This window comes from Dactylosporangium sp. NBC_01737, assembly GCF_035963215.1.
Taxonomy (GTDB): Bacteria; Actinomycetota; Actinomycetes; order Mycobacteriales; family Micromonosporaceae; genus Dactylosporangium.
The window spans coordinates 6,528,024-6,550,178 of the sequence record NZ_CP109153.1 but is presented as its reverse complement, the minus strand read 5'-3'; the positions used below and the strand labels follow the sequence as shown (position 1 = coordinate 6,550,178).

The 22,155-nt window shown below is 72.5% G+C and carries 27 protein-coding genes and 1 pseudogene; 18 read left to right on the top strand and 10 right to left on the bottom strand.

Annotated features, from left to right (window positions below; all coding sequences use genetic code 11):
- The first annotated feature begins 28 nt into the window (after positions 1 to 28).
- A complete protein-coding gene (locus OHA72_RS29610) occupies positions 29 to 553 on the top strand; it encodes a helix-turn-helix domain-containing protein (protein WP_327011061.1) in 525 nt (174 codons plus the stop codon).
- Positions 554 to 556: 3 nt separating this feature from the next.
- On the opposite strand, the gene OHA72_RS29605 is transcribed toward OHA72_RS29610, so the two are convergent.
- Positions 557 to 751, bottom strand: coding sequence for a hypothetical protein (locus OHA72_RS29605; protein ID WP_327011060.1), 195 nt, complete (start codon positions 749 to 751; stop codon positions 557 to 559).
- Between the two features lie 59 nt (positions 752 to 810).
- On the opposite strand from OHA72_RS29605, the gene OHA72_RS29600 reads away from it, so the two are divergent.
- The gene (locus OHA72_RS29600; protein ID WP_327011059.1) at positions 811 to 1,284 is read left to right on the top strand and encodes a GNAT family N-acetyltransferase; all 474 of its coding nucleotides are present in this window, start codon (positions 811 to 813) and stop codon (positions 1,282 to 1,284) included.
- On the opposite strand, the gene OHA72_RS29595 is transcribed toward OHA72_RS29600, so the two are convergent.
- The gene (locus tag OHA72_RS29595) at positions 1,259 to 2,620 is read right to left on the bottom strand and encodes a cytochrome P450 (protein ID WP_327011058.1); all 1,362 of its coding nucleotides are present in this window, start codon (positions 2,618 to 2,620) and stop codon (positions 1,259 to 1,261) included. The two genes, OHA72_RS29600 and OHA72_RS29595, sit on opposite strands and share 26 nt — an antisense overlap.
- A gap of 84 nt (positions 2,621 to 2,704) precedes the next feature.
- On the bottom strand, positions 2,705 to 3,334 hold the full coding sequence (locus OHA72_RS29590) for a maleylpyruvate isomerase family mycothiol-dependent enzyme (protein WP_327011057.1): 630 nt from the start codon (positions 3,332 to 3,334) through the stop codon (positions 2,705 to 2,707).
- Positions 3,335 to 3,430: 96 nt separating this feature from the next.
- Here OHA72_RS29590 and OHA72_RS29585 point away from each other — a divergent pair, with 96 nt between their 5' ends.
- From OHA72_RS29585 to OHA72_RS29575, 3 genes are read left to right on the top strand one after another with little or no spacing between them, the layout of a single operon-like run.
- Positions 3,431 to 3,754: a hypothetical protein gene (locus OHA72_RS29585; protein ID WP_327011056.1), complete on the top strand. Its 324-nt coding sequence runs from the start codon at positions 3,431 to 3,433 to the stop codon at positions 3,752 to 3,754.
- A 16-nt stretch (positions 3,755 to 3,770) separates the two neighbouring features.
- Positions 3,771 to 4,133, top strand: coding sequence for a DUF1304 domain-containing protein (locus OHA72_RS29580; protein ID WP_327011055.1), 363 nt, complete (start codon positions 3,771 to 3,773; stop codon positions 4,131 to 4,133).
- Between the two features lie 39 nt (positions 4,134 to 4,172).
- Positions 4,173 to 5,423 (top strand): ABC transporter substrate-binding protein, encoded by a 1,251-nt coding sequence (locus OHA72_RS29575; RefSeq protein ID WP_327011054.1) that lies wholly within the window; start codon positions 4,173 to 4,175, stop codon positions 5,421 to 5,423.
- A gap of 148 nt (positions 5,424 to 5,571) precedes the next feature.
- On the opposite strand, the gene OHA72_RS29570 is transcribed toward OHA72_RS29575, so the two are convergent.
- The 3 genes from OHA72_RS29570 to OHA72_RS29560 all read right to left on the bottom strand — a co-directional run bounded on the left by OHA72_RS29570 (position 5,572) and on the right by OHA72_RS29560 (position 6,852).
- The gene (locus OHA72_RS29570) at positions 5,572 to 5,844 is read right to left on the bottom strand and encodes a hypothetical protein (protein ID WP_327011053.1); all 273 of its coding nucleotides are present in this window, start codon (positions 5,842 to 5,844) and stop codon (positions 5,572 to 5,574) included.
- Positions 5,793 to 6,140 (bottom strand): hypothetical protein, encoded by a 348-nt coding sequence (locus OHA72_RS29565; protein ID WP_327011052.1) that lies wholly within the window; start codon positions 6,138 to 6,140, stop codon positions 5,793 to 5,795. Before OHA72_RS29565 ends, OHA72_RS29570 begins: the two co-directional genes overlap by 52 nt.
- A 64-nt stretch (positions 6,141 to 6,204) precedes the next feature.
- Entirely contained in the window at positions 6,205 to 6,852 is a 648-nt protein-coding gene (locus OHA72_RS29560) for a GOLPH3/VPS74 family protein (RefSeq protein WP_327011051.1), read from the bottom strand.
- A 284-nt stretch (positions 6,853 to 7,136) separates the two neighbouring features.
- Here OHA72_RS29560 and OHA72_RS29555 point away from each other — a divergent pair, with 284 nt between their 5' ends.
- Positions 7,137 to 7,994: a Vgb family protein gene (locus OHA72_RS29555; protein ID WP_327011050.1), complete on the top strand. Its 858-nt coding sequence runs from the start codon at positions 7,137 to 7,139 to the stop codon at positions 7,992 to 7,994.
- Positions 7,995 to 7,997: 3 nt separating this feature from the next.
- On the opposite strand, the gene serA is transcribed toward OHA72_RS29555, so the two are convergent.
- Together serA and OHA72_RS29545 are read right to left on the bottom strand one after the other, a co-directional pair.
- Positions 7,998 to 9,224: a phosphoglycerate dehydrogenase gene (serA, locus tag OHA72_RS29550; RefSeq protein ID WP_327011049.1), complete on the bottom strand. Its 1,227-nt coding sequence runs from the start codon at positions 9,222 to 9,224 to the stop codon at positions 7,998 to 8,000.
- 20 nt (positions 9,225 to 9,244) lie between these two features.
- On the bottom strand, positions 9,245 to 9,439 hold the full coding sequence (locus OHA72_RS29545) for a hypothetical protein (protein WP_327011048.1): 195 nt from the start codon (positions 9,437 to 9,439) through the stop codon (positions 9,245 to 9,247).
- A 56-nt stretch (positions 9,440 to 9,495) separates the two neighbouring features.
- Here OHA72_RS29545 and OHA72_RS29540 point away from each other — a divergent pair, with 56 nt between their 5' ends.
- The 8 genes from OHA72_RS29540 (at position 9,496) to OHA72_RS29505 (ending at position 17,512) form a co-directional block, all read left to right on the top strand.
- Positions 9,496 to 10,092 carry a hypothetical protein gene (locus tag OHA72_RS29540; protein WP_327011696.1) on the top strand — a complete coding sequence of 199 codons (597 nt, stop codon included), beginning with the start codon at positions 9,496 to 9,498 and terminating at the stop codon, positions 10,090 to 10,092.
- A gap of 49 nt (positions 10,093 to 10,141) precedes the next feature.
- Entirely contained in the window at positions 10,142 to 10,681 is a 540-nt protein-coding gene (locus OHA72_RS29535) for a snapalysin family zinc-dependent metalloprotease (protein ID WP_327011047.1), read from the top strand.
- Between the two features lie 76 nt (positions 10,682 to 10,757).
- Positions 10,758 to 11,432 (top strand): GNAT family N-acetyltransferase, encoded by a 675-nt coding sequence (locus OHA72_RS29530; RefSeq protein WP_327011046.1) that lies wholly within the window; start codon positions 10,758 to 10,760, stop codon positions 11,430 to 11,432.
- Positions 11,433 to 11,508: 76 nt separating this feature from the next.
- Positions 11,509 to 12,738, top strand: a complete 1,230-nt coding sequence (locus OHA72_RS29525) for an EAL and HDOD domain-containing protein (RefSeq protein ID WP_327011045.1) — start codon at positions 11,509 to 11,511, stop codon at positions 12,736 to 12,738.
- Between the two features lie 22 nt (positions 12,739 to 12,760).
- Positions 12,761 to 12,922, top strand: a complete 162-nt coding sequence (locus OHA72_RS29520) for a hypothetical protein (protein WP_327011044.1) — start codon at positions 12,761 to 12,763, stop codon at positions 12,920 to 12,922.
- A gap of 6 nt (positions 12,923 to 12,928) precedes the next feature.
- Complete coding sequence (locus OHA72_RS29515; RefSeq protein WP_327011043.1) at positions 12,929 to 14,149, top strand: EAL and HDOD domain-containing protein; 1,221 nt, start codon at positions 12,929 to 12,931, stop codon at positions 14,147 to 14,149.
- 731 nt (positions 14,150 to 14,880) lie between these two features.
- Positions 14,881 to 16,044, top strand: coding sequence for an ArsB/NhaD family transporter (locus OHA72_RS29510; RefSeq protein WP_327011042.1), 1,164 nt, complete (start codon positions 14,881 to 14,883; stop codon positions 16,042 to 16,044).
- A 22-nt stretch (positions 16,045 to 16,066) separates the two neighbouring features.
- A complete protein-coding gene (locus OHA72_RS29505) occupies positions 16,067 to 17,512 on the top strand; it encodes a GGDEF domain-containing protein (RefSeq protein ID WP_327011041.1) in 1,446 nt (481 codons plus the stop codon).
- Here OHA72_RS29505 and OHA72_RS29500 read toward each other — a convergent pair.
- Complete coding sequence (locus OHA72_RS29500; protein WP_327011040.1) at positions 17,476 to 17,727, bottom strand: hypothetical protein; 252 nt, start codon at positions 17,725 to 17,727, stop codon at positions 17,476 to 17,478. The genes OHA72_RS29505 and OHA72_RS29500 overlap by 37 nt on opposite strands.
- A 100-nt stretch (positions 17,728 to 17,827) precedes the next feature.
- On the opposite strand from OHA72_RS29500, the pseudogene OHA72_RS29495 reads away from it, so the two are divergent.
- The 3 genes and pseudogenes from OHA72_RS29495 to OHA72_RS29485 form a co-directional block, all read left to right on the top strand.
- A pseudogene (locus OHA72_RS29495) lies at positions 17,828 to 18,706 on the top strand (phosphatase PAP2 family protein); the annotation flags it as partial.
- A 259-nt stretch (positions 18,707 to 18,965) separates the two neighbouring features.
- Positions 18,966 to 19,421, top strand: a complete 456-nt coding sequence (locus OHA72_RS29490; protein ID WP_327011039.1) for an SMI1/KNR4 family protein — start codon at positions 18,966 to 18,968, stop codon at positions 19,419 to 19,421.
- A gap of 115 nt (positions 19,422 to 19,536) precedes the next feature.
- Positions 19,537 to 20,037 (top strand): HAD domain-containing protein, encoded by a 501-nt coding sequence (locus OHA72_RS29485; RefSeq protein WP_327011038.1) that lies wholly within the window; start codon positions 19,537 to 19,539, stop codon positions 20,035 to 20,037.
- 235 nt (positions 20,038 to 20,272) lie between these two features.
- Here the strand turns inward: OHA72_RS29485 and OHA72_RS29480 are convergent, their stop codons facing one another.
- Positions 20,273 to 21,118 carry a patatin-like phospholipase family protein gene (locus OHA72_RS29480; RefSeq protein ID WP_327011037.1) on the bottom strand — a complete coding sequence of 282 codons (846 nt, stop codon included), beginning with the start codon at positions 21,116 to 21,118 and terminating at the stop codon, positions 20,273 to 20,275.
- A gap of 108 nt (positions 21,119 to 21,226) precedes the next feature.
- On the opposite strand from OHA72_RS29480, the gene OHA72_RS29475 reads away from it, so the two are divergent.
- Positions 21,227 to 22,138 carry a ribonuclease Z gene (locus tag OHA72_RS29475; RefSeq protein ID WP_327011036.1) on the top strand — a complete coding sequence of 304 codons (912 nt, stop codon included), beginning with the start codon at positions 21,227 to 21,229 and terminating at the stop codon, positions 22,136 to 22,138.
- Positions 22,139 to 22,155: the final 17 nt, after the last annotated feature.

The window sequence follows — 22,155 nt, the reverse complement described above, 5'->3', positions numbered from 1 at the left end:
CGCTGGAACCAGGTGACACCATAGCCACGTGGAGGAGCGCGGGACAAGTCTCGGGGACCGGCTGCGGGAGTTGCGGGCCGCGCGCGGCATGTCGCTGTCGGAGCTGGCGCGGGCGGCCGGGATCGGCAAGGCCACGCTGTCGGGCCTGGAGCACGGCACCAGGAACCCGACGCTCGAGACGTTGTACGCGGTGGCCGGCGCGCTGGGGGTACCGCTGACAGCGCTGGTACGGGAGCAGCACGGCGAACCCGTCCGCGGGTCGGCGGTGACGGCGACGCTGCTGGAGGTGTTCGACGAGCCGGGAGTGACGTTCGAGCTGCTGCGCATGCGGGTGCGGGCGGGCGTCGTGCAGCACTCGCCGCCGCACGCGCCCGGCGTCACCGAGCACGTGACCGTGTCGGAGGGGGTGCTGCGGGCCGGCCCCGCCGCCGCGCCGCTGGTCGCCGGGCCGGGCGAGCACATCGCGTGGGGCGCCGACGTGCCGCACGTCTACGGCACCGTCGGCCCCGACGAGGTCGTCGCCACCCTGCTGATCAGGACCCCCCGCGGGTAGGACTCACTCCACGGTGGTGTCCTCGCTGTCCTCGTCCTCGTCGTGGCTGTGCCCGGTGAGGCCGTCGACGATCGCGTCGACGGGCTGCCCGATGTAGTCGAAGTCGGGGACCGCGATGCGGTCCGCCTCGTCGCGGATGGTCTCGTCGTCGACGGTGTCGTCGACGCGTGGGACGCCGTATCTGTCGGTGTTGGCCATACAGCACAGGTTTCCGGGCCGGGCAGCGGTCAAACCCACGATGTGGCATCGTCGCCCGGATGGAGATCCGCCGGGCACGGGCAGCCGACGTCGACATCCTCGTGGCGATCCATCAGGTGGCCCGCCGCACGTACTACGGCGACCTGCCGATCCGCGACGACACGCAGCAGCTGCGGGAGGCGTATGCCGACAGCGTCGCGGCGCCCGGCCGCACCGTGCTGTGCGTGGACGGCGAGGAGGGCCACCCCGCCGGGTTCCTGTCGCTCGGCCCGCCGGCCCGGCTCGTCGGCCTCTACGTCGGCCCGGCGTACTGGCAGCGCGGCATCGGTGGCGCCCTGCACGACGCGGGTGTCGACGTCTGGCGCGCCGCCGGCGTCACCGAGGGGCACCTGGAGGTGTGGGACGGCAACGAGCGGGCCAAGGCGTTCTACCTGCGGCGCGGCTGGCAGCCGTTCGGCGAGCCCCGGGAAGGCCCGCTCGGCCGCGACTTCGTCGGCCTCCGGCTCGTCATGCCGGCTTCCACACAGCCGTGACGGACCCGGTGAGGACCGTCCACTTCGGAGCGTGCGCCCGGACGGGGACGGGGCGCCGCGGGCCGGCGGTGACGCCGTTGACCATCCCGTAGTCGACGCGGGACGTGGCCAGCCCCGGCAGGCCGCGCTCCAGCATCAGCGACAGGGTGGTGCGCACCTGCAGGTCCGCGAACTCCGCGCCCAGGCAGCGGCGGGGACCGAGCCCGAACGGGATGAACTCGTACTGCCTGGGGCCGGGCGCCCCCGCGCGCCAGCGCCGCGGGCGGAACACCTGCGGCTCGGGGTACACGAGCGGGTCGCGGTGCTCCAGCAGCGGTGCCATGAACAGCAGCGCTCCCTTCGGTACCGGCGGCGAGCCCGCGATCTCCACCGTCGTGGTGACCCGGCGGGGCAGGGTGATCGGCACCGCCGGCAGCAGCCGCTGCGACTCCTTCAGCGCCGCCTCGAGTTCCTCCACAGTGGACGGATCGGGTGGGGCGGCGTCCGGGTCGGGGCTGCCGAGCAGCGTGATGAGGGCGAGGCTCATCGTCATCGCGGTCGTCTCGAACCCGGCGGCGAAGAACCCGTGCAGCTCGCCGGCGATCTCCTCGGTGCTGAGCCGGTCGCCGTCCTCGTCGACGGCGTGGCACAGGATCGACAGCGCGTCGGGGCGCGGCTCGCCGGCCCGCCGCTGCGCGATCAGGGCGGCGAGCCTGTCGTAGGCGCCGGCCACGCGGCGCAGCCACCGCCCGTACGGCGACCACGGCAGGTCCCGCTTGAACAGCAGCACCCGCGGGTCGGCGGCGTCGGCGCCGAGGGTGACGATCTGGTCGGCGAACGCGCCGAGCCCGTCGGCGTCGTCGAGGCCGAGCAGGCAGCGCATCAGGTTGGCCTTGGAGATGCGCAGGCACTCCCGTTTGAGGTCGAACGGCTCGCCGTCCAGGGCCGCGAACCGGGACCGTTCGAACGTGTCGGCGAACACCGCCTGGTAGTGCGTCATCGCGGTGCGGTGCACGGCCGGCATCAGCAGCTTGCGGCGCCGGGTGTGCTCGGCGCCGTTGGCAGTGATGACCGCGTCGAACATGCCCGACCACGGCCGGCCGGGCGGCAGGTCGAACAGCCCGTCGGCGCGGTGGAACGCGACGTTGTCGGTGAACACCTGCTTCACGCCCTCGCGGCCGCGGACCACGACGACGGATCCGTTGCCGGCGGTGGCCGGCACGACGGGCTGCTCGAACGGCCCGACCCTGCCCAGCAGGAACCGGGCGGAGTCGCGGATCAGCTTGAGGTTGTTGACGACCGGCACCCCGGAAGGGCCCGGCGCGTCGATGCGCAGTGCGGTGTCGAAGAGGTCCACGGGCCCACACTCCCTTTCACTGGAGTCTATGAATCACCCGCGGCGGTCACCATCCGGCGAACGGTCGACGACAATATGTGAGGATCAGCCGGCGGTGAACCTGGCCGACGGCCCGCCCTCCAGATGACCGGCGGGCAGCCGCCGGCCGCAGACCACGAGCAGCAGGTCCTGGGCGAGGCCCCGCAGCGGGTCACCGGTCCCCCAGGTCCAGTCCAGGTCGGTCGCGCACAGCTGCACGCCGGCGAGGTCGGCACCGAAGTACCCGACGGTGCGCGGCCGCATCGCGTCCAGGACGAGCAGCAGCCGGTCGGTGGGCACCCGCCGGTCCAGGCCGAGCGCGACCGTGCTGTCCAGCCCGTGGATGACCTCGTGCGACAGCGCCCCGACGGGCCCGCCGCCGGGCGGTGACCACGGGTGCGCGACGTTGTCCCGCAGGCAGCGCACCAGGGCCTCGGCCGGCATCCGGGCGGCGTCGCGGCGGGCGACCCGGTCCGCCATCCGGCCGAACCGGCCGCCGGAGCGCAGCATCTCCCACACGAACCCGCCGGCGCCCATCCGGAACGGCATCGTCGTGTGCGCGAGCACCTCGCGCACCCGCCACCCGGCGCACAGCGACGGCTGGTCCCATTGCTGCGGGCGCAACCCAGCGAAGACCTCCGCCAGTTCGGTGCGCTCCGCCGTGACCGCGGCCCGCGCGGCATCATCCTGCGACATCTCGTCCACCTCCATCGTGATTCGCTTCCGGAGGGTGTACGGGTGGCGAAGGCCGAACTCATCGGTACGAGCGGGGGCCGGATACACTCCCATGTCATGACGACCTTGACCCGCCGCCTCGCCACGGTCGCCGCCGCCCTGGTCATCGGGATGGGCGCGCTGACCGCGTGCAGCTCCGACAACGTGGAGTGCAGCACCAACGCGTGCACCGTCACGTTCGACCGCGGAGTGGAGGCCGAGTCCAGCGTGCTGGGCGTCGACGTCAAGCTCGTCGGCGTCGAGAACGGCGTGGTGAAGATCGACATCGGCGGCACCACCGTGAGTGTCCCGGTGGACGGCACCACGCAGGCCGAGGGCTTCGACATCACCGTGCAGAAGGTCACCGACTCGCAGGTCGTCGTGAGGGTCCAGACGAGCTGACCGCTAGGGTGTCGGCGTGAACATCGTCGCGCTGGTTCTGGTCGGTCTCGTCGCCGCGCTGCACGCCTACTTCCTGGTGCTGGAGATGTTCCTGTGGACCGCGCCGCGGACCCGGGCAGCGTTCGGCACGACCGCCGAGTTCGCCGAGGCCAGCAAGGCCCTCGCCGCCAACCAGGGCCTCTACAACGGCTTCCTGGCCGCCGGACTGGTCTACGGCATGATCGCCGAGGATCCGGTGGGCTTCGCCGTGCGCGTGTTCTTCCTGGTGTGCGTGATCGTCGCCGGCCTGTACGGCGCCGCCACCGCGAGCCGCCGGATCCTGCTCGTCCAGGCGCTCCCCGGCGCCCTGGCCCTGGCCGCGGTCCTGATCGCGCACTAAACGCCTGGGCCGCAACCGCGGCGGGTTACGCTGCGTTAAGTGAAGATCACTCGCTGTCTGCTGGTCCTGAGCCTCGCCCTCGCCGCCGGCGCGTGCGCCAAGAAGGACGAGGAGGGTGGCGAGGGCACCGCAGGCGGCGGGTTCAACGCCGGGCTCACCGAGGTGGTCAACCCGTCGGCGGCGACCGGCGGGACGCTGAAGCTCGCCAGCGCGCACGACGTCGACTCGTGGGACCCGACCCGCTCCTACCTGACGGCGGCGTACAACCTCCAGCGGCTCTACACGCGCACGCTGCTCACCCCGGACGCGAAACCGGGCGCCGACGGGCTGAAGCTGGTCCCGGACCTCGCCGCCGCCGCGCCCGAGATCTCCGCCGACGGGCTGACGTACACGTTCACGCTGCGCGACGGGGTCCGCTTCGAGGACGGCTCGCCGATCACGTCGAAGGACATCCGGCACGGCATCCAGCGGCTCTTCGCGCAGGAGGAACTGGGCGGCGGGCCGACGTACCTCATCGACCGGCTCGACCAGGGGCAGCACTACCCCGGCCCGTACGCCGACAGCACCGGCCTGAAGAGCATCTCCACGCCGGACGACAGGACGATCACGTTCCGGCTGGCCGAGCCGTTCGCGGACTTCCCGTACCTGCTCGCGATGGGGGTCGCCGCCCCCGTGCCGGCGGCCGAGGACCCCGGCGCGAAGTACGGCGACAAACCGGTCTCCTCGGGCCCGTACCGGTTCGAGACGATCGACCCGGGCAAGGAGGCCGTCCTCGTCCGCAACGAGGAATGGGACCGCGCCACCGACGCGGTGCGCCGGGCGCTGCCGGACCGTATCGAGCTCATCATCGGCACCGCCCCCGACGAGATCGACCGGCAGCTGCTGGACGGCGACCTCGACGCCGACGCCGGGCAGGGCGGCGTGCAGGCCGCCACGCAGCCGAAGATCCTGCTCGACGCGGCGCTCAAGGCCCGCGCCGACGAGCCGACGACCGGGTTCGTCCAGTACGCGGCCATGAGCACCGCCGTGCCCCCGTTCGACGACGTGCACTGCCGGCGGGCCGTGCAGTACGCGGTGGACAAGACCGCCGTGCAGACCGCCCGCGGCGGGCCGGACGCGGGCGGCGACATCGCCGGCGCAATGCTGCCGCCGGGCATCCCCGGGCACGACCCGGCGCTCGACCCGTTCCAGACGAAGAGCGGCAAGCCGCAGCCGGACAAGGCCAAGGAGGAGCTCGCCCGGTACACCGTGCCGTGCTCGACGAACCACGGCGCGACGAGGTCGAAGTAGCGCCGGTACACCTCGGCCCGCTCGGCGTGCTCCGGCACCAGCCAGTGGGCGATCTCGGTGTCGTCGAGCGCGGCGGCGAGCACGGCCGCCACCGCCGCGGCGTCGCCCGCCCCGGCGCGGCGCAGCGCCGGGGCGGTGGAGATCGACGTCATCGGGGACCGGCGCGGTGCGCGGCGTCGTCGGGCTGGGCCGGCAGCAGCGCGGCGCTGACGCCCTGGCCGATGCCGCGGTACGTGGTCGGGTTGCCCGTGCGCAGGAACGCCGCCCACGCCGCGCCGATGATGGCGGCGAGGAGGAACAGACCGGGGAACAGGTACCGCGCCAGGTCGGTGGGCTTGACACCGAGCAGCGTGTCGAACTCGAGCACGGTCACGACCAGCACCGCCGCCAGCAGCACCGCCAGCAGCACCGCCAGCAGCACCGCACCGATCGCGGGGGCGATGAACCGCCGCCACTGCGGCGCCTCGGCCACCTCGCCGGCGCGAGCTCCACGACGGAGAAGATCAGCGCGATGATGACCTCGGCGCCGAGCAGCACACCGAGCACGATGCCGCTGAACTCGATGCTCAGCACGCCCAGCACGCCGATCACGGCCCAGGCGATGAGGGCGCAGGCCCACCAGTCCAGGTCGATGTTCCACTGGGTCTTGAGCAGGCCGCTGAGCACCGGGCCGAACCCGCCGTACAGGCCGATCTGCATGAAGTTGTACGCGAGCACCGCGACACCGGCGGCGCGGTGGTGGCAGGCATGACGTCCTCCGGGGAAGTGAGGGGGTGCTGCTTTACCGTCCGTTCATCACCTTGTTGCCGATCACGACCCTGGTCTCCTGGATCAGGGTCTGCACGTCCGCGTGCGATTGCTGCATGAGGTGTTCGAAGTACGCGTGTGCCGCCTGGCCCCCGCCGTCCAGAATGCTCGTCAGCAGGCCGGTGGCATCGGCGATGCCAAGGAGATGCACGTCGGTCTGGTCGACCGGTCTGCGCTGCGCCAGTGCCGTCCCGAGCCGCACCCGCGGCCAAACGTAGTCGTTGGTGTCGGTCGGCATGTAGAAGGTGAAGCGGCGCAGCAGCCGGCGGCCTTCCTGGGGGATGACGTGATTGGCGGCGACCATCCGGCGGGCGACCCGTTCATAGGCCTCCATCGACAGATAGGTCAGCCAGGTCCGCACGTCGCGGGGCGTGCGCTCACCACGGATGTCGTCCAGGACCGCGTGCGCGACCGAGTCGCCGGGCGTCGACCCGCTGCGCACCAGCAGCAGGCCGTCCTCGACGGTGAGGATGCCCGCCCAGCCCAGCTCGCCGATCAGCGCCGAGGCCAGGCCGACCCTGGTGGCGTCGTCGGAGAGCCGGAGGGTGCCACTGCGGTCGTCGTGGCAGAGGCGGAAGAAGTCGTCGGCGAGCGGCTCCCGGCGCCTGCGGTCAGACAGCAACCGCGTGCCTTTCCGTTTGCTGCCGCACAGTGTCCCCCGTGATGACAATCCGGCGCTCCGAGTCCGGAATGCACCGTAGCGGTTGCCTGCGATGCACTTCAATCCCGAACGTCTTTTTAACCAACCGGAAACGGCCGGGTACCCGGCAATTTCGAGGTCAGACCCACTATGACGACCTTCAATTAGGAAGGTTTCTCACTTCCCTTCCGTTCCGGGCTGTCACGCGGCCCGCCGGCACAAATGACCCGCGGCCGGGCAACCCGCCCGGCGTAGGCTGGATCACCATGGACGTGTTCACGATCGCCGATTCCGGCGACGGGCCGTACGGCATGACGACCGGCCCGGACGGCGCGCTGTGGTGCACCCTCAACCAGGCCGGCGCCGTGGCCCGCATCGCGCCGGACGGCACGGCGACCCGCTTCGACGTCCCCGGCGACGGCCCGGCGCTGATCACCGCCGGCCCCGGCGGCGCGCTGTGGTTCACGCTGCTGCGCGCCGGCGCCGTCGGCCGCGTCACCACCGCCGGTGCCGTGTCGCTGTCGCCGGTGCCGGACACGCAGGGCACGTACGGCATCGCCGCGGGCGAGCACGTCTGGTACACCTCGATGCGGCCGGACCAGGTCGGACGGCTGGGACCGGACGGCTCCGCGACCGTGGTGCCGCTGCCGGAGGGCTCGGCGCCGGCGATGCTGACCACCGGCGCCGACGGCGCGCTGTGGTGCACCCTCAACCAGGCCGGCGCCGTCGCGAGGATCACCCCGGACGGCGCCGTCACCACGTTTCCGCTGCCGACGCCGGCCGCCGGCCCGGTCGGCGTCACCACCGGCACCGACGGCGCGGTCTGGTTCGTGGAGATCAACGCGGGTCAGGTCGGCCGGATCACCCCCGACGGCACCGTCACCGAGTTTCCGCTGCCGGACCGGGCCGGCCGCCCGCACGCGATCACGGCGGACCCGGCGGGCGGCTGCTGGTTCACCGAATGGGCCGGCAACCGCGTCGGCCACATCACCCCGGCCGGCGCGATCACCCTGCACGACCTGCCGGTCCCGGGCGCCGAGCCGCACGGCATCGCCGTCGCCGCCGACGGCAGCGTGTGGACCGCCCTGGAGATCGGCGCGGTCGCCCGCCTCACCCGGCCCTGAACGCTACGACAGCACCCGCAGCTGGACGGTCGTCGCCATGTTGGACAGCTGCGCGAGGATCTCCGCCGGGTAGTCGATCGCGATGTCGGTGAGCAGGTAGCCGAGCTCGCCGCGGGTCGCCAGGATCTGGCCCTCCACGTTGACCTTGTGGCCGGCGAGGATGCTGTTGACGTCGGCGAGCACGCCCGGCACGTTGTGGTGCAGCAGGGCGATGCGGTGCGTCTCGGGGGCCTGCTGCAGGTTGAGCGACGGCAGGTTGACACTCAGCGTGGTGGAGCCCTCCTGCACGTACTTGTGCAGCTTCTCCGCCACGAACGAGCCGATGTCGGACTGCGCCTCCTCGGTCGACCCGCCGATGTGCGGGGTGAGGATGACGTTGGGCAGGCCGCGCAGGGCGGAGGTGAACTCGTCGCCCTTCGCCTTCGGCTCCTTCGGGAACACGTCGACCGCGGCGCCGGCCAGGTGGCCGTTCTCCAGATACTTGCGCAGCGCCTCGTGGTCGATGACGAAGCCGCGGCTGAGGTTGAGGAAGATGCTGCGCGGGCGCATCCGGCCGAACTGCTCCTCGCCGAAGAACCCGCTGTTGCCCGGCCGCCCGTCGACGTGCAGGGTGACGATGTCGGACTTCTCCAGCAGCTCGTCGAGCGAGTCACACCGGGACGCGTTGCCCAGGGCGAGCTTGTCGGCGGTGTCGTAGAAGTACACCTTGAGCCCGAGGTTCTCGGCGAGGACCGACAGCTGCGTGCCGATGTTGCCGTAGCCGACGATGCCGATCGAGCGGCCCCGCACCTCGTGGCTGCCCTCGGCATCCTTGTCCCAGACCCCCGCGTGCATGCCGGTGTTCTTCTCCGTCAGCCGCCGCGTCAGCGCGATGATCTCCGCGACGGCGAGCTCGACGACGCTGCGGGTGTTGGAGAACGGCGCGTTGAACACCGCGATCCCGGACTCGGCCGCGGCGCGCAGGTCGATCTGGTCGGTGCCGATGCAGAACGCGCCGATCGCCCGCAGGTGCGGCGCGGCGGCCAGGGCCGCGGCGCTCACCTGCGTCTTGGACCGGATGCCCAGCAGGTGGACCCCGTCGAGCCTGGCGATCAGCTCGTCCTCGTCGAGCGCACGCCCGAGGGTCTCGACCACGTATCCCTCGGACCGCATCCGCTCGACCGCGACAGGGTGGATGTTTTCGAGGAACAGGACCCGCACGGGGACGCTCTGGGAAGTCAATGACTGCACCCCACCTACCCTAAGTGACCTCAGGTGTCACTGGTACGTGACCCGCGACTCGTCCCGCCCTGTGCGACCGCGGCGTGCCGCTCCTGCAGCTTCGCGCGGATCTCCTCCGGCGTGTAGGCGCGGCGGCGGCGCTCCGCCCGCGCGACCACCACCCCGGTCGCCGCGACACCCACGACACCGGCCAGGCCGAGGACCTTCCACCACTTCGCCTTCATGGGCCTTTAGGGTACTGGTCGTGCAGGGAGCTATCGATCTCGACGACGCCGTCAACATGACCCGGACGGGCGACCTCTGGGTGTTCCGCGGCCGGTCCAAGGCCGACCGGGCGATCCAGACGCTGACCAACAGCCCCGTCAACCACGTGGGGATGGCCGTCGTCCTCGACGACCTGCCGCCGCTGATGTGGCACGCGGAGCTGGGCAGGTCCCTGCCCGACATGTGGACCGGCGGGCACCAGCGCGGGGTACAGCTGCACAACCTGCGCGACGCCGTCCTCGTCTGGGGTCGCCGGTACGGTCAGCGCCCGTGGCTGCGCCAGCTGCACCATGAGGTCTCCCCCGCGATGGAGGAGGCGGTGCTGCGCACGATCGCCCGCCTCGACGGCACCCCGTTCCCGTCCACCGCCCGCCTGGCCGGCCGCTGGTTCCAGGGTCGCGTGCCCAACATCCGCAAGCGCAACGAGTCGTCCCTGGAGACGGCGTACTGCGCCGAGGTGGTGGCCGTCACCTACGAGGAGATGGGCCTGCTGCCCACCGGCCGCCGGGCCAACTGGTACGACCCCGGCAAGTTCTGGAGCGGCGACGACCTGGACCTGCAGCACGGCGCCACCCTCGGCGACGAGATCGCGGTCACCCTGCCGCCGGTATGAGCTGACTGGTATATATCGACATTAGCCGATGCAAGTCTAGCCTCGGGGCATGGTCAGACGCAGATTCGCCACCGTGCTGCTCGCCCTTGCGGCGCTGGTCGGCGTGCAGTTGGTCGGCGCGGCTCCCGCGCATGCGGCCACCCGTACCCTCTACTACGACGCGAGCCAGGCGCAGGAGTTCGTGGCGGTGGTCAACCAGGCGACCACCGTGTGGAACGGCCGGGTCAGCAACGTCCGGCTGGTGCCCGTCACCGCCGGCCGGACACCCAACATCAGGGTCTACGCCGACAACGGCTGGCCCAGGACGTACACCACCAGCCTCGGCAACGGGCGCTGGTACATGGGGCGCGAGGCCGTCGTGGACGGCTACTACCCGCTGCGGATCGCGACCCACGAGTTCGGGCACATCCTGGGCCTGCCGGACCGCCGGACCGGCCTGTGCTCGGATCTCATGTCGGGCAGCAGCGCACCCGTGTCGTGCACCAACGCGAACCCCAGCTCCGCCGAGGCGGCGCAGGTACAGCGCAACTTCGCCGCCGGGGTCGCCGCGGTGCCGCAGGACTCGCTCGAGGTGCTCACCGTCGGCTGACGGGGCCTCTGCGGAAAGATCGAGAGCCTAGGATGTGGTACTGGCCGGGCTCTCGATCCTTTCCGCGGAGGCGTTGGTGCTGACGAGATTCCTGCAGGTCTGGCTCGGTGCGTGGCCGCCACCCGGTGCGGGGATCACCGTCGTCGGGCACCCGGCCCGCGACAAGCCCCGCTGGGACGGCGCCGAGCAGCTGGCGCTCGGCGTCACCGACGCGGACGGCCGCGGGGTGCTGTCCGTGCCCCCCGCGCCGCGACGCGACGCGGTCGCCGCCCTGATCGCGGGCCTGGACGCCGTCGCCGCCGCCGAGGTCCTGGCGGCGCGGCTGCCGGCGCTGCTGCAGCGACCGGAGCAGGTCTGCTTCACCGGGGTGTTCCGGTGGTCGCAGTCGCCGGCGGCGCTGCCGGATGCCGGGGCGTGGGAGCCGTCGGACGGGCCGGGCATCCCGGACTGGTTACGGCCCTTCCCCGGCGACGTGCTCATCGCCCGCGACCCCGACGGCGGCTACCTCGCCGGGGTCGGGCTGAAGCCGCACGACGTGTCGGGGATCGAGATCTCCGTCGGCACCGACGAGCGGGCCCGCGGGCAGGGACTGGCGCGGCGGCTCGTCGCGCGGGCGGCCCGGCGGATCGTGGCCGGCGGTGCGGTGGCCGTCTACCTGCACGACCCGGCCAACACGGCCAGCGCGCGGGTCGCCGACGCGGCCGGCTTCCCCGACCTGGGCTGGAAGATCCACGCGATGGCCGGCGCCTGACAACTTTTCCACGGCTTTCCACGGCTTTTCCGCGGCAAAGGGTCATTGTCGGGCCGCCGGAGTCGATGTGTGCGGTATGTTCCCCCCTTCCGGCGCAGTGCACGTCGGACGTCAGCCGATCTTCGACCGGCACGGTGACGTTCACGGCTACGAACTGCTCTTCCGAGGCGACGCCGGCGCGGTGGAGGCCGACGAGCGCGGCGCGTACGCCACCAGCCGCGTCCTGATCACCGCCTTCACCGAGATCGGCATCGAGCCGCTGTGCGGGCGTGGGCTCTGCTTCGTGAACCTGACCCGGGAGTTCCTCGTCGGGGACCTGCCGCTGCCGTTCGACCACGAGCAGGTCGTCCTGGAGATCCTCGAGACCGTCACGATCGACGACGTGGTGGTGGCGTCGGTCGCGGCGCTGGTCGCGCAGGGGTACCGCATCGCGCTGGACGACTACGTGTTCGGCCTGGGCCACGAGCCGCTGCTCGACCTGGCCACCTACGTGAAGATCGACGTGCTGGAGACGCCGCCGGACGAGCTGGTCGCGACCGTGGAGCGGTGCCGCAAGTACCCCAACCTCACCCTGATCGCCGAGCGGCTGGAGACACCGGAACAACTGGAGTACACCCGGGCGCTCGGGTTCGACCTGTTCCAGGGGTACGTGCTGGGCCGCCCGCAGGTCGTCTCCGCGACCGCGCTGTCACCGTCGCGCCTGGCGCGGGTCGAGCTGCTCAGCCTCCTGGTCGGCCCCGGCATCCCGCTGAACCGGGTCGTCGGCCTCGTCACCAGCGACCCGGCGCTGAGCCTGCGGCTGATGGCGGCCGCGAACGCCGACGCGCTCGGCCTGCCCGTGAAGGTGTCCTCGGTCCACGAGGCGGTCCTGCTCCTCGGCGTCGACCGGCTCCGGGACTGGGCGACGCTGATGCTGGTCAGCGACCTCGACGACCCCGGTACCCAGCAGCTGTCCGGCGCGATCACCCGGGCCCGCATGTGCCAGAACATCGCCGAGCGGATGGGCGTGCCACCGGAGCCGGCGTTCACCGTCGGGCTCGTCTCCGCCGTCGCGGAGCTGCTCGGGCAGCGCGCCGCGGAGCTCGCGATGCGCCTGTCGCTGAGCCACGAGGCGACCGAGGCCCTCGTGGAGGGGGCCGGGCCACTGGGTGAGCTGCTGTCGCTCGTGACCGCGTACGAGGCCTCCGACCTGCCGATGCTGCTGGCGGCGCCGCTGCCAGTGGAAGAGACGGCGCGGGCGTACCTGGACGCCGTGGCCTATACCGGCCACATCATCGCCCCCCGTTCGCGGCCCGCGACATCGTGACCGCCGGGGCTTCCGCGACACCGTGATCGCCGGAGCCTCCGTCCTGGCGGGCAACCGTCCCGTCCTGCGCCTGATCCGCGCCGTCTTCGCCGACGCGGCGTTCACCTTCGACGGCCCGCTGGTGCGGGTCGAGCTGCAACTCGGTGGCAACCGATCCTTCACCGGCGGCGTCCTCTGCCGATAGGCCAACGTGGACAGCACGCGACCCGTACACATCGGCCGGCAGGCGCTCTACGACCGGCACGGCCACGTCGCCGCCTACGAGTTGCTGTTCCGGGACGGCCCGGAGGCGATGCACGCCACCGTCCGGGACAGCGCCGCGACCAGCCGGGTCATCGTGGAGGCGTTCACCGCGTTCGGCATCGCCGAGCTCGTCGGCGACCGCCGCTGCTTCATCAACCTGACCCGCGAGTTCGTCGTCGGCCAGCTGCCGCTGCCGTTCCCCCCGGGCTCGGTCGGCCTGGAGCTCATGGCCGACGTCGCCGTCGACGACGAGGTCCTCGACGGCGTCGGCCGGCTCGTCGAGCAGGGCCACCGCGTCGCCGTGGACGACTTCGCCGGCGACACGTCACGGGCGAGGCTGCTGCCGTACGCCCACTACGTCAAGGTCAACATGCTCGCCGGCGACCGTGCGGCGATCAGCGCCATCGCCGGGCAGTGCCGCCGGTACCCCCGCATCCGGCTCGTCGCCCAGCGCGTCGAGACCCACGAACTGCTGGAACTGGCCCGCAAGCTGCAGTTCCAGCTGTTCCAGGGCCACGTGCTGAGCCGTCCGCACCTCATCACCACGCACACGCTGAGCCCGACCCGGCTGGCCCGCATGCGCCTGCTCGCCGAGCTCGCCGCCGACGAGGTCAACCTCGAACGCGCCGTGGACACCATCGAACGCGACCCGGCACTCGCGGTCCGCGTCCTGCGCGGCGTCAACGCCGCCTCCAACGGCCTGCCGCAGCCGGTGTCGTCGATCTTCCAGGCCGTCGTGATGCTGGGCATCCCCCAGGTCCGGCAGTGGGCGACGCTGATGATGGTCGCCGACCTCGCCGACGGCGACGAGGCCCAGCTCACCGACGCCGTCGTGCGCGCCCGCATGTGCCAGACGGTCGCCGAGCGCCGCGGCGAGTCCGGCCCGGCCGCGTTCACCGTCGGCCTGCTGTCCGCGATCGGCGACCTGCTCGGCCGACCCGCCAGCGAGCTCACCGACCAGCTGCCGCTCACCGAGGACGTCGCCGAGGCGATCGTGCACGCCAGGGGCCGGCTCGGCGCCGTGCTGACCGAGGTCCGCACGTATCAGCGCGACGCCCCGGTGGCCGTCGTCCCCGACCTCGCCGAGGACATGCTGGCCGCGCTGCGCTGGACCAACGCGTCCCTGGCCGAACCGGACACCGAGGACACCACAGCCCGCCAAACCTGACCGAAAGCCCGTCTGCCTCCGTGATCACGGAACTTCGCTCGACCGACAATTGGTCAAGCTCACCATGCGTGGCACATCCCTGCCGTCTGCCGATGCCCGATGCGCCCCCTTGAGTCCGTGCCGCAGCCCTCGGGGCGGATCTTGCGGTTGATCGAAGTCGTCCCGCGGCCGCCCTGGGCGACCGGCGTACGGCGTTGATCACAGCACAGCGGCAAGGTGGCGGAGTGGCGGCCCGCGCGCGGTTCGGCGCCCGGCGGACGATCTTGCGGCCGTGATCAAAGGACACCAATGGCCGCCCCGACGACCGCGGGCGTCCTTCGATCAACGGCGCGGGGTGAAGATCACCGCGCGGAGCGCGGTACTCCCCGGTCCAGTCATCGATGGCCACGACTTCCCCACGATGCGGAGACACCACCATGGCCGGAACCACCGACCGACACCACCCTGCACAAATCGAAGTCGCCCCGCGGCCGCGCGGACGACCACCACGCAGCGTTGATCACGGCGCAGCGGCAAGGTGGCGAGGTGGGGGCCCGCCCAGGAGCCCTCCTGCCGACGGCCACGGTTCGGCGCTCGACGGACGATCTTGCGGCCGTGATCAAAGGACGGCAATGGCCGCCCCGACGACCGAGACGTGCCATGCGTCAGACGGCGATGTTCCCGGACACAACGGCGCGGGGCTCAAGGTCGAAGGTGCTGGGCGGTGACCGGCGGTGCGAAGATCATCGGCGATGAGGCGGCTGCATGTACTGGACTGGGTCGGGATCGGGTTGTTCTTCGCCGGTGGGGCGGCCGCCGCGGGCGGGCTGCTGCCGGTCGCCGAGGCGGAGGCCACCGTCGAGCGGATCGCGCCGCTGCTGGCGTTCCTCGGCGCGGTGATCGTCCTGGCCGAGCTGACCGCGCGGGCCGAGGTCTTCGACGTGCTCGCCGACCGGCTGGCGGTGCTCGCCCGCGGGCGGACCGTGGCGCTGTTCGGTGTCTGCGTGGCGTTCGCGTCCGTGACCACGATGATCCTCAACCTGGACACGACCGCCGTGCTGCTCACCCCGGTCATGCTGGCGCTGGCCCGGCGGCTGCAACTGCCGCCGCTGCCCCTCGCCGTGACGACGGTGTGGCTGGCCAACACGGCGAGCCTGCTGCTGCCGGTGTCCAACCTGACGAACCTCCTCGCGGCCGGGCACGTCGGGTTGGGGCCGGTCGCGTTCGCGGGGAGGATGTGGCTGCCGCAACTGGCGGCGATCAGTGTCACGGCGATCGTGTTGTGGGTGGCGTACTGGCGCCGCACCGCCCGGCACTTCACGCCGCCGGCGCCGCACCGCCCGCGGGACCTCACCCTGTTCCGGGTCGCCCTGGGCGCGTGCCTGGTGTTCGTCGCCGGGGTGCTGATCGAGGTGCCGCTGTGGCTGGCGTCGGGGGTGGCCGCGGCCGTCCTCGTCGGCGTGTTCGCGGTGCGCGACCGCGGGGCGCTGCGCCCGGGGCTGCTGCCGTGGCGGCTGCTGGTGTTCGTGACCGGGATGTTCCTGGTCGTCGAGACGCTCGGCGCGCACGGCCTCGACCGGTTCGCCGGCGACCTCATCGGCACCGGCGCGGGAGCGGCGGGGGCGTTCCGGGCCTCGGCGACCGGCCTGGGGCTGGCCAACGTCGTCAACAACCTCCCGGCGTACATCGCCGGCGAGGGCGGCATCGGCGCCGGGCACCGCACGCAGCTGCTCGCGCTGCTCGTCGGGGTCAACGTCGGGCCGCTGGCGGCGCCGTGGGCGTCCCTGGCGACGCTGCTGTGGTGGGAGCGGTGCCGGGCCGGCGACGTGCGGGTGCCGCCGGTGCGGTTCCTGCTCGCGGGGGCCGTGGTCGCGGTGGCCGGGACCGCACTCGCCACCGCCGCACTGCTACTGTGATGCACCGGTTACGCTAAGTGACATGATGCTGCGGGGGTACCTGGTGGCCGCAGGGACCTGCGTCGCGCTGTCGTTCCTGGTGCCCGACGACAGCTGGTGGCAGGTCGCGGTGCAGGTGCTGACCGGATACCTGGCCGTCGCGGCCGTCGTGGCCGGCGCGCTGCGGCATCGCGGCACCGGCCGGGCCGCCTGGCTGGCGTTCGCGGCCGGGATCGGCGGCAACGCGACCGGGATCCTCATCGAGGCGTACAACCTGCACGTCAACGACGAGTACGAGGCGCCGGGCTGGGCGGACGTCGGCTACCTGTCGCTGTACCCGGCCCTGGCCACGGGCCTCGTCCTGCTCATCCGCCGCCGGTCCGAGGGCCACGACTGGGGCGCTCTCGTCGACGCCACCACCGTCACCACCGGCCTCGGGCTGCTCGCCTGGGTCTTCATGATCCGCCCGGCGATCACGGAGGCCGGCCTGTCGCCCCTCGCGCACCTCGCCGGCGTCGCCTACCCCGTCGGCGACGTGCTGCTGCTGGCGATGCTGGCCCGGCTCCTGCTCGGCGGCGGCGCCCGCAGCACCGCGTACCGGCTGATCGGCGCCTCCGCGTGCCTGTTCCTGGCCGGGGACGTCACCTGGGCCGTGCTCAACACCGTCGCCGTGGAGCCCGGCCCCGCCGCGCACCGGCTCCTCGGAGCGGTGTTCCTGCTCGCGTACGTCCTGTTCGGCTACGCCGGCCTGCACCGCTCCGCCGCCCAGATCGGCGAGTCGGCCGGCGCGCCGCCGAAGCTCGGGCCCGGCCTGCTCGTCCTGCTGACCCTCGCCTCGCTGATGGCGCCGCTGCTGCTGCTCGGCCAGATCGCCGCCGGCGAGGTCACCGACGCGCTGCCGATCGCGATCTGCTCGATCGTGCTGTTCCTGCTGGTCGTGGCCCGCATGGCGCAGCTGCTGCGGCAGCTGGAGGCGCAGACCGCGCGGGTCCGCGAGCTGTCACGCACCGACGAGCTCACCGGCCTGCCCAACCGCCGAGCCTGGGGCGCCGAGCTGCCCGCCGCCGTCGAACGGGCCCGCCGCGACGGCGCCGGCCTGGCCGTCGCCATGATCGACCTCGACCACTTCAAGCGCTTCAACGACGAATACGGCCACCCGGCCGGCGACCGGCTGCTGAAGTCCGCCGCCGCGGCCTGGTCCGAGCAGCTGCGCGGCACCGACCACCTGGCCCGCTACGGCGGTGAGGAGTTCATCGCGCTGCTGCCCGGCGCCGACACCGGCGAGGCGCTGCAGGTGCTGCGACGGCTCATGACGGCGACCCCGCTCGGGCAGACGCTCTCCGCCGGCCTCGCCCAGTGGAACGGCGTGGAGACCTCGGACGAGCTGGTGGCCCGCGCCGACGCCGCGCTGTACACGGCGAAACGCGCCGGCCGGGACCGGGTCGAGGTCGCTCAGCCCGCCACCGACGCCCGGCTCACACCCAGGTAGACCGTCCGCCGCCGGTGGTCGATGCGCTGCACGGCGTCGACCGGCACCGTCATCTGCACCGCGGATCCGTCGCCGGCAGCCGCGCAGCCGTCGCCGGACGTCACGACGAGACGGCCGGTGTCGTACGTGCCGCGGTGGACCGTGCCCACCGGACCGTCGACGGCCTCGACCGCGTAGCCGACCAGCACCCCGACCGGCCGCACTCTGGTGATCATCCCGACTCCTCCTCGTGGACAGCAACGACCATCTACCCCGATCGGTGCGTGCCCACGCATACCGGTCACCGGAGAGGTTTGCTGCAGACGCCGATCGGCTATGTTGCAGGCCATGCGTGGATGGCCGTTCGGGCTGGTGCTGTGGCTGCTGGTGCTCGGCGCCGCGGAGTCCTACGGCTTCAAGGAGGTCTGGCGGTTCTTCGTGCAGACCGAGCACGGACAACTGCTCGACTACGTCGCCCTCACCGGCAACAGCATCGGCCGCGCCCGCGTCGAGACGATCGTCGACCGCGTGCTCAACGGCATGTCGATCCTGTCGCTCACCGTCGCCACGGTCGTCGTCGGCTTCATCGCCCTCATCCGCCGCCGCGTCGCCCTGGCCGTCGGTGCGGTCCTGCTCATCGCCGGCGCCAACGTGACGACCCAGGTGGTCAAGGCCCTCATGAGCCGCCCCGAGCTCGGCGTCGACCCGGAGCGCGCCGGCGTCGGCAACAGCCTGCCGAGCGGCCACACCACGATCGCCGCTTCCGTTGCGGTGGCATTCGTCCTGGTACTGCCGGCGAAGGCCCGCGCCACCGGTGCTCTGATCGCCGCGGCGTTCGCCGCCGTCGCCGGGGTCGCGACCCTGTCGGCCGGCTGGCACCGCCCCAGCGACGCCGTCGCGGCGCTGCTCGTCGTCGGCGGCTGGGCGGCCGCCGCCAGCCTGTTCATCGTCGTCGTCCAGCGCCGCCACGGCGGTGTCGAATACGGCCCGCCCAGCACGTACGCCACCGTCTTCCTCACCCTGATCTCGCTGGGTCTGCTCGTCGGCGCCGGGATCGCCCTCTACCTGACCAACCAGGCCCTCGACGTCGCCGTCGACGACCTGAGCCGCAAACGCCTCTTCGCCGCCTACGCGGGCGGCGCCCTCGGCATCGCCGGCACCGCGGGGCTGGTGGTCGCCTCCGTCCTGGCCACCGCCCACCGGGTCGTGCCCCAGGTCGTCCCGCCGTTCGTCGACGACGAGGACGTTCCCGGCGGCCCGGACGGCGAGCCGCTGACCGTGCCGCTGGCCACGGCCCAGCACGCCACCTCCCCGGCACCGGCCGCGGTCGTGCCCGCCGCCCCGCCACCGGCCGCCGCCGACCCGATCGCCGAGCAGGTCACGGTCCGTCTCACGGCCGAGGAGCTGACCACGCAACGGCTCGGCCATCCCCCGGACGAACCGACCGTCAAACTGCCCGGCTAAGGTTCGACGCGTGTGGATCGAGCTGATCACTGAACTGTCCCCGGAGGCGCAGTTCGCACCGCCCGCCGGGCCCGGCGCCCTCGACGAGGTCGAGCGCGGGCTCGGGCAGCCGCTGCCGGCGCAGCTGCGGGAGCTGCTGGCCGAGTCCGACGGCGCGCTCGGCGAGCTGAGCCTGGACGTCGTCTGGAGCGCCGGCCGCATCCTGGCCGACAACCAGGCGTTCCGGATCAGCGAGGACTTCGCGGAGCTGTACGCACCGTTCGACGGCCTGCTGTTCTTCGGCGACAACGGCGGCGGCGACCAGTTCGCCTTCCTCACCGACGCCCACGGCGAGGGCGTCTTCGTGTGGGAGCACGAGACCGACACCCGCCGCAAGGTCGCCGACGACCTCGCGGACTACCTGCGGCGCATCCTGACCGCCGACGGCGACGACTGGTACGTCACCCACGACGAGAGTGAGCACTGATGGGCGCGCTGAAGCCATGGCACCTGCTCGTCTGCGGCGGCCTGTGCACCGCCGTGGTCATCGGCCTCATCATCCTGATCGTGGTGCTCGTCAAGCGCCGGTAGGGTCACTCGTCGTGGCCTGCGTCTGGCTCCTCGACGTCGACGGCGTCATCAATGCCCGCAAACCCGGCTGGCACGCCGCCCCGCACCACGGCCGCGCCTACGCCGCCGGGACCGCCTGGCCGATGCGCTGGGCACCCGCGCTGACCGCCCGCATCCGCCGCCTGCACAACTCCGGCGCCGTCGAGGTCCGCTGGTGCTCCACCTGGTGCGCCTGGTCCGACCAGCTCGAACGCCTCTTCCGCCTCCCGCCGCTGCCGTGCGCGTTCACCACCACGGCCGACGCCCCCGCCGCGAAACTCGCCGCCGCCCGCGCCGTCCTCGCCGCCGGCGACCACCTCATCTGGACCGACGACGACGAGGTCCCGACCGCCGGCCCACTCCTCGACGAGCTCACCGCCGCCGGCCGCGCCCTGCTGATCCGCCCCGACGCCCGCCGCGGCCTCACCCCCGATCACCTCGACGAGATCGAAGCCTTCGCCAACCTCGCCGCCGTCCCACCGGCCAGCTCCTAGCCCCAGCCGGGCATCCCGCCACGGACACGTCCGCAATCCGCAACCGCTCCGGCCCGCGACACGCCCACCACCGGCAACACGCCGCACACCTGCCACACCCCCAGCCGACGGGCAACCAGGAGCAGCTGCCGCGGCCGGGCCGGCCGTGGCGAGGCGAGGCGGGGCTTGCCGTGCAGAACCGCACAGCACGCGAACGCGGCGGGCAGGGCGGGCGGCCTGGACGGTGTGGGCGGGGTCAGGTCAGGGCGGCGGAGATGGAGGGCAGGGCGGTGGTGGACTGGCGGCGGCCGGTTTCGGCGGCGGCGGCGCGTTTTGCCGGGTCGAGGACGTTGCGGCCGATGGCGGTCTTCGCTTCGGGGTCGGGGGTGATGACGACGGAGCGGACGGCGGGGCCCAGTGCGGCCAGTTCGGTGGTGACGCGGCCGGAGCGGCGCAGCGACGTGGTCGTCGGGGCCAGGACGACGACGCGGTCGTGGCCGCGGGCGAGGTGGGCGTTGGCGGCGGAGCGGACGCCGCCGTCCATGTAGCGGCGGCCGGCGATGGTCACGGTCGGCCAGACGATCGGCACGGCGCAGCTGGCGGCGACGGCGGAGACGAGGTCGACGCCGCTGTCGCGGTCGAAGACGACCTCCTCGCCCGTCTCGGTGTCGATGGCGGTGATCAGCAGGCGCGGCGCGGCCGGCCAGTCGTGGTTGGGCAGGCGGCCGGCGATGACGTCGCGGCGGGTCTGTTCGGGCAGGGTGTCCGCGGTGCGGGCGGCGTGCCCCAGCTGTCGCAGCGCGTGCCGGTCGTCGCCCGGGCGCAGGCCGGCGGCCGCGTAGCGGAGCATGGTCGCGACCCCGAAGTGTGCGCCGATCTCGCCCTTGGCGGGTTGGAGCTGGCGCTGGTACAGGTCCTCGATGGGCATGCCGCTGGTGATCTGGGCGGCGACGACAGCGCCGGCGGAGGTGCCGACGATCAGATCGGCGCGGGTCAGATCGACACCCGCGGCGGCGAGGCCGGCGATGATGCCGGTCTCCCAGGCGACGCCGGTGACGCCACCGCCGCCGAGGACGAGCGCAAATGAGGAGTCATCGACCATGCGGCAACTGTAGAGTCCGGCCAATGTTCGAGTGCGGCGCGCAGCGCCGCATGGGGGTGTGGGTGGGATCCCCCACTGCCTTTACGGCGGAGCCGCCGAGGAGACGACGTGCGTGAGCTCGTGGTGCTGGGCACCAGCAGTCAGGTGCCGACCAGGACCCGGAACCACAACGGGTACTTCCTGAGCTGGGACGGCGAGGGGATCCTGTTCGACCCGGGCGACGGGACCCAGCGGCAGATGTCCCTGGCCGGAGTGTCGGCGAGCGACATCACCCGGATCTGTGTCACCCACTTCCACGGCGATCACTGCCTGGGGCTGCCGGGGGTGATCCAGCGCATCTCGCTGGACAACGCGCCGCACCCGGTGACCGCGCACTTCCCGGCGAGCGGGCGGGAGTTCTACGACCGGCTCCGGAACGCGTCGGTCTTCTACGACGCCGCGGACATTCGTCCCGATCCGATCGCCGACGACGGATTTATAGCGACAAGTCCGAAATGGTCGCTCGAAGCGCGGCGGCTGGACCATGGGATCGACACGTACGGCTACCGCCTGGTCGAGGCGGACGGCCGGCGGATGGTCCCGGAGCTGCTCAGACAGCATGGCGTGAGCGGTCCGGCGGTCGGAAGCCTGCAGCGCGACGGTGTCGTGACGGTCGACGGCCGGGCGGTGACCATCGAGGCGGTCAGTGTGCCGCGTCCCGGTCAGCGGTTCGCGTTCGTCATGGACACCCGGCTGTGCGAGGGCGTGTTCGCCCTGGCCGCCGGCGCCGACCTGCTCGTGATCGAGTCCACCTACCTGGACGTCGACGCCGGTCTGGCCGCGGCACACGGGCACCTGACAGCAGGTCAGGCGGCCCGGGTCGCGGCCGAGTGCGGGGTGCGCACTCTCGTGCTCACCCACTTCTCGCAGCGGTACGACGACCCGACGCGCTTCGCCGAGGAGGCGGCGAAGGCGTTCGACGGTGAGGTCGTGGTGGCGGAGGACCTGACCCGAGTCCGGGTGCCGGCCCGCCGCCCCTGAACGGTCAGGGACCCCAC

Excerpts from the sequence above, each read along its gene's own strand:
- OHA72_RS29605 (WP_327011060.1), bottom strand. The coding sequence starts at position 751 with ATGGCCAACACCGACAGATACGGCGTCCCACGCGTCGACGACACCGTC.
- OHA72_RS29600 (WP_327011059.1), top strand. The coding sequence starts at position 811 with ATGGAGATCCGCCGGGCACGGGCAGCCGACGTCGACATCCTCGTGGCG.
- OHA72_RS29590 (WP_327011057.1), bottom strand. The coding sequence starts at position 3,334 with ATGTCGCAGGATGATGCCGCGCGGGCCGCGGTCACGGCGGAGCGCACC.
- OHA72_RS29585 (WP_327011056.1), top strand. The coding sequence starts at position 3,431 with ATGACGACCTTGACCCGCCGCCTCGCCACGGTCGCCGCCGCCCTGGTC.
- OHA72_RS29555 (WP_327011050.1), top strand. The coding sequence starts at position 7,137 with ATGGACGTGTTCACGATCGCCGATTCCGGCGACGGGCCGTACGGCATG.
- OHA72_RS29545 (WP_327011048.1), bottom strand. The coding sequence starts at position 9,439 with ATGAAGGCGAAGTGGTGGAAGGTCCTCGGCCTGGCCGGTGTCGTGGGT.
- OHA72_RS29540 (WP_327011696.1), top strand. The coding sequence starts at position 9,496 with ATGACCCGGACGGGCGACCTCTGGGTGTTCCGCGGCCGGTCCAAGGCC.
- OHA72_RS29535 (WP_327011047.1), top strand. The coding sequence starts at position 10,142 with ATGGTCAGACGCAGATTCGCCACCGTGCTGCTCGCCCTTGCGGCGCTG.
- OHA72_RS29525 (WP_327011045.1), top strand. The coding sequence starts at position 11,509 with ATGTTCCCCCCTTCCGGCGCAGTGCACGTCGGACGTCAGCCGATCTTC.
- OHA72_RS29510 (WP_327011042.1), top strand. The coding sequence starts at position 14,881 with ATGAGGCGGCTGCATGTACTGGACTGGGTCGGGATCGGGTTGTTCTTC.
- OHA72_RS29505 (WP_327011041.1), top strand. The coding sequence starts at position 16,067 with ATGATGCTGCGGGGGTACCTGGTGGCCGCAGGGACCTGCGTCGCGCTG.
- OHA72_RS29500 (WP_327011040.1), bottom strand. The coding sequence starts at position 17,727 with ATGATCACCAGAGTGCGGCCGGTCGGGGTGCTGGTCGGCTACGCGGTC.
- OHA72_RS29480 (WP_327011037.1), bottom strand. The coding sequence starts at position 21,118 with ATGGTCGATGACTCCTCATTTGCGCTCGTCCTCGGCGGCGGTGGCGTC.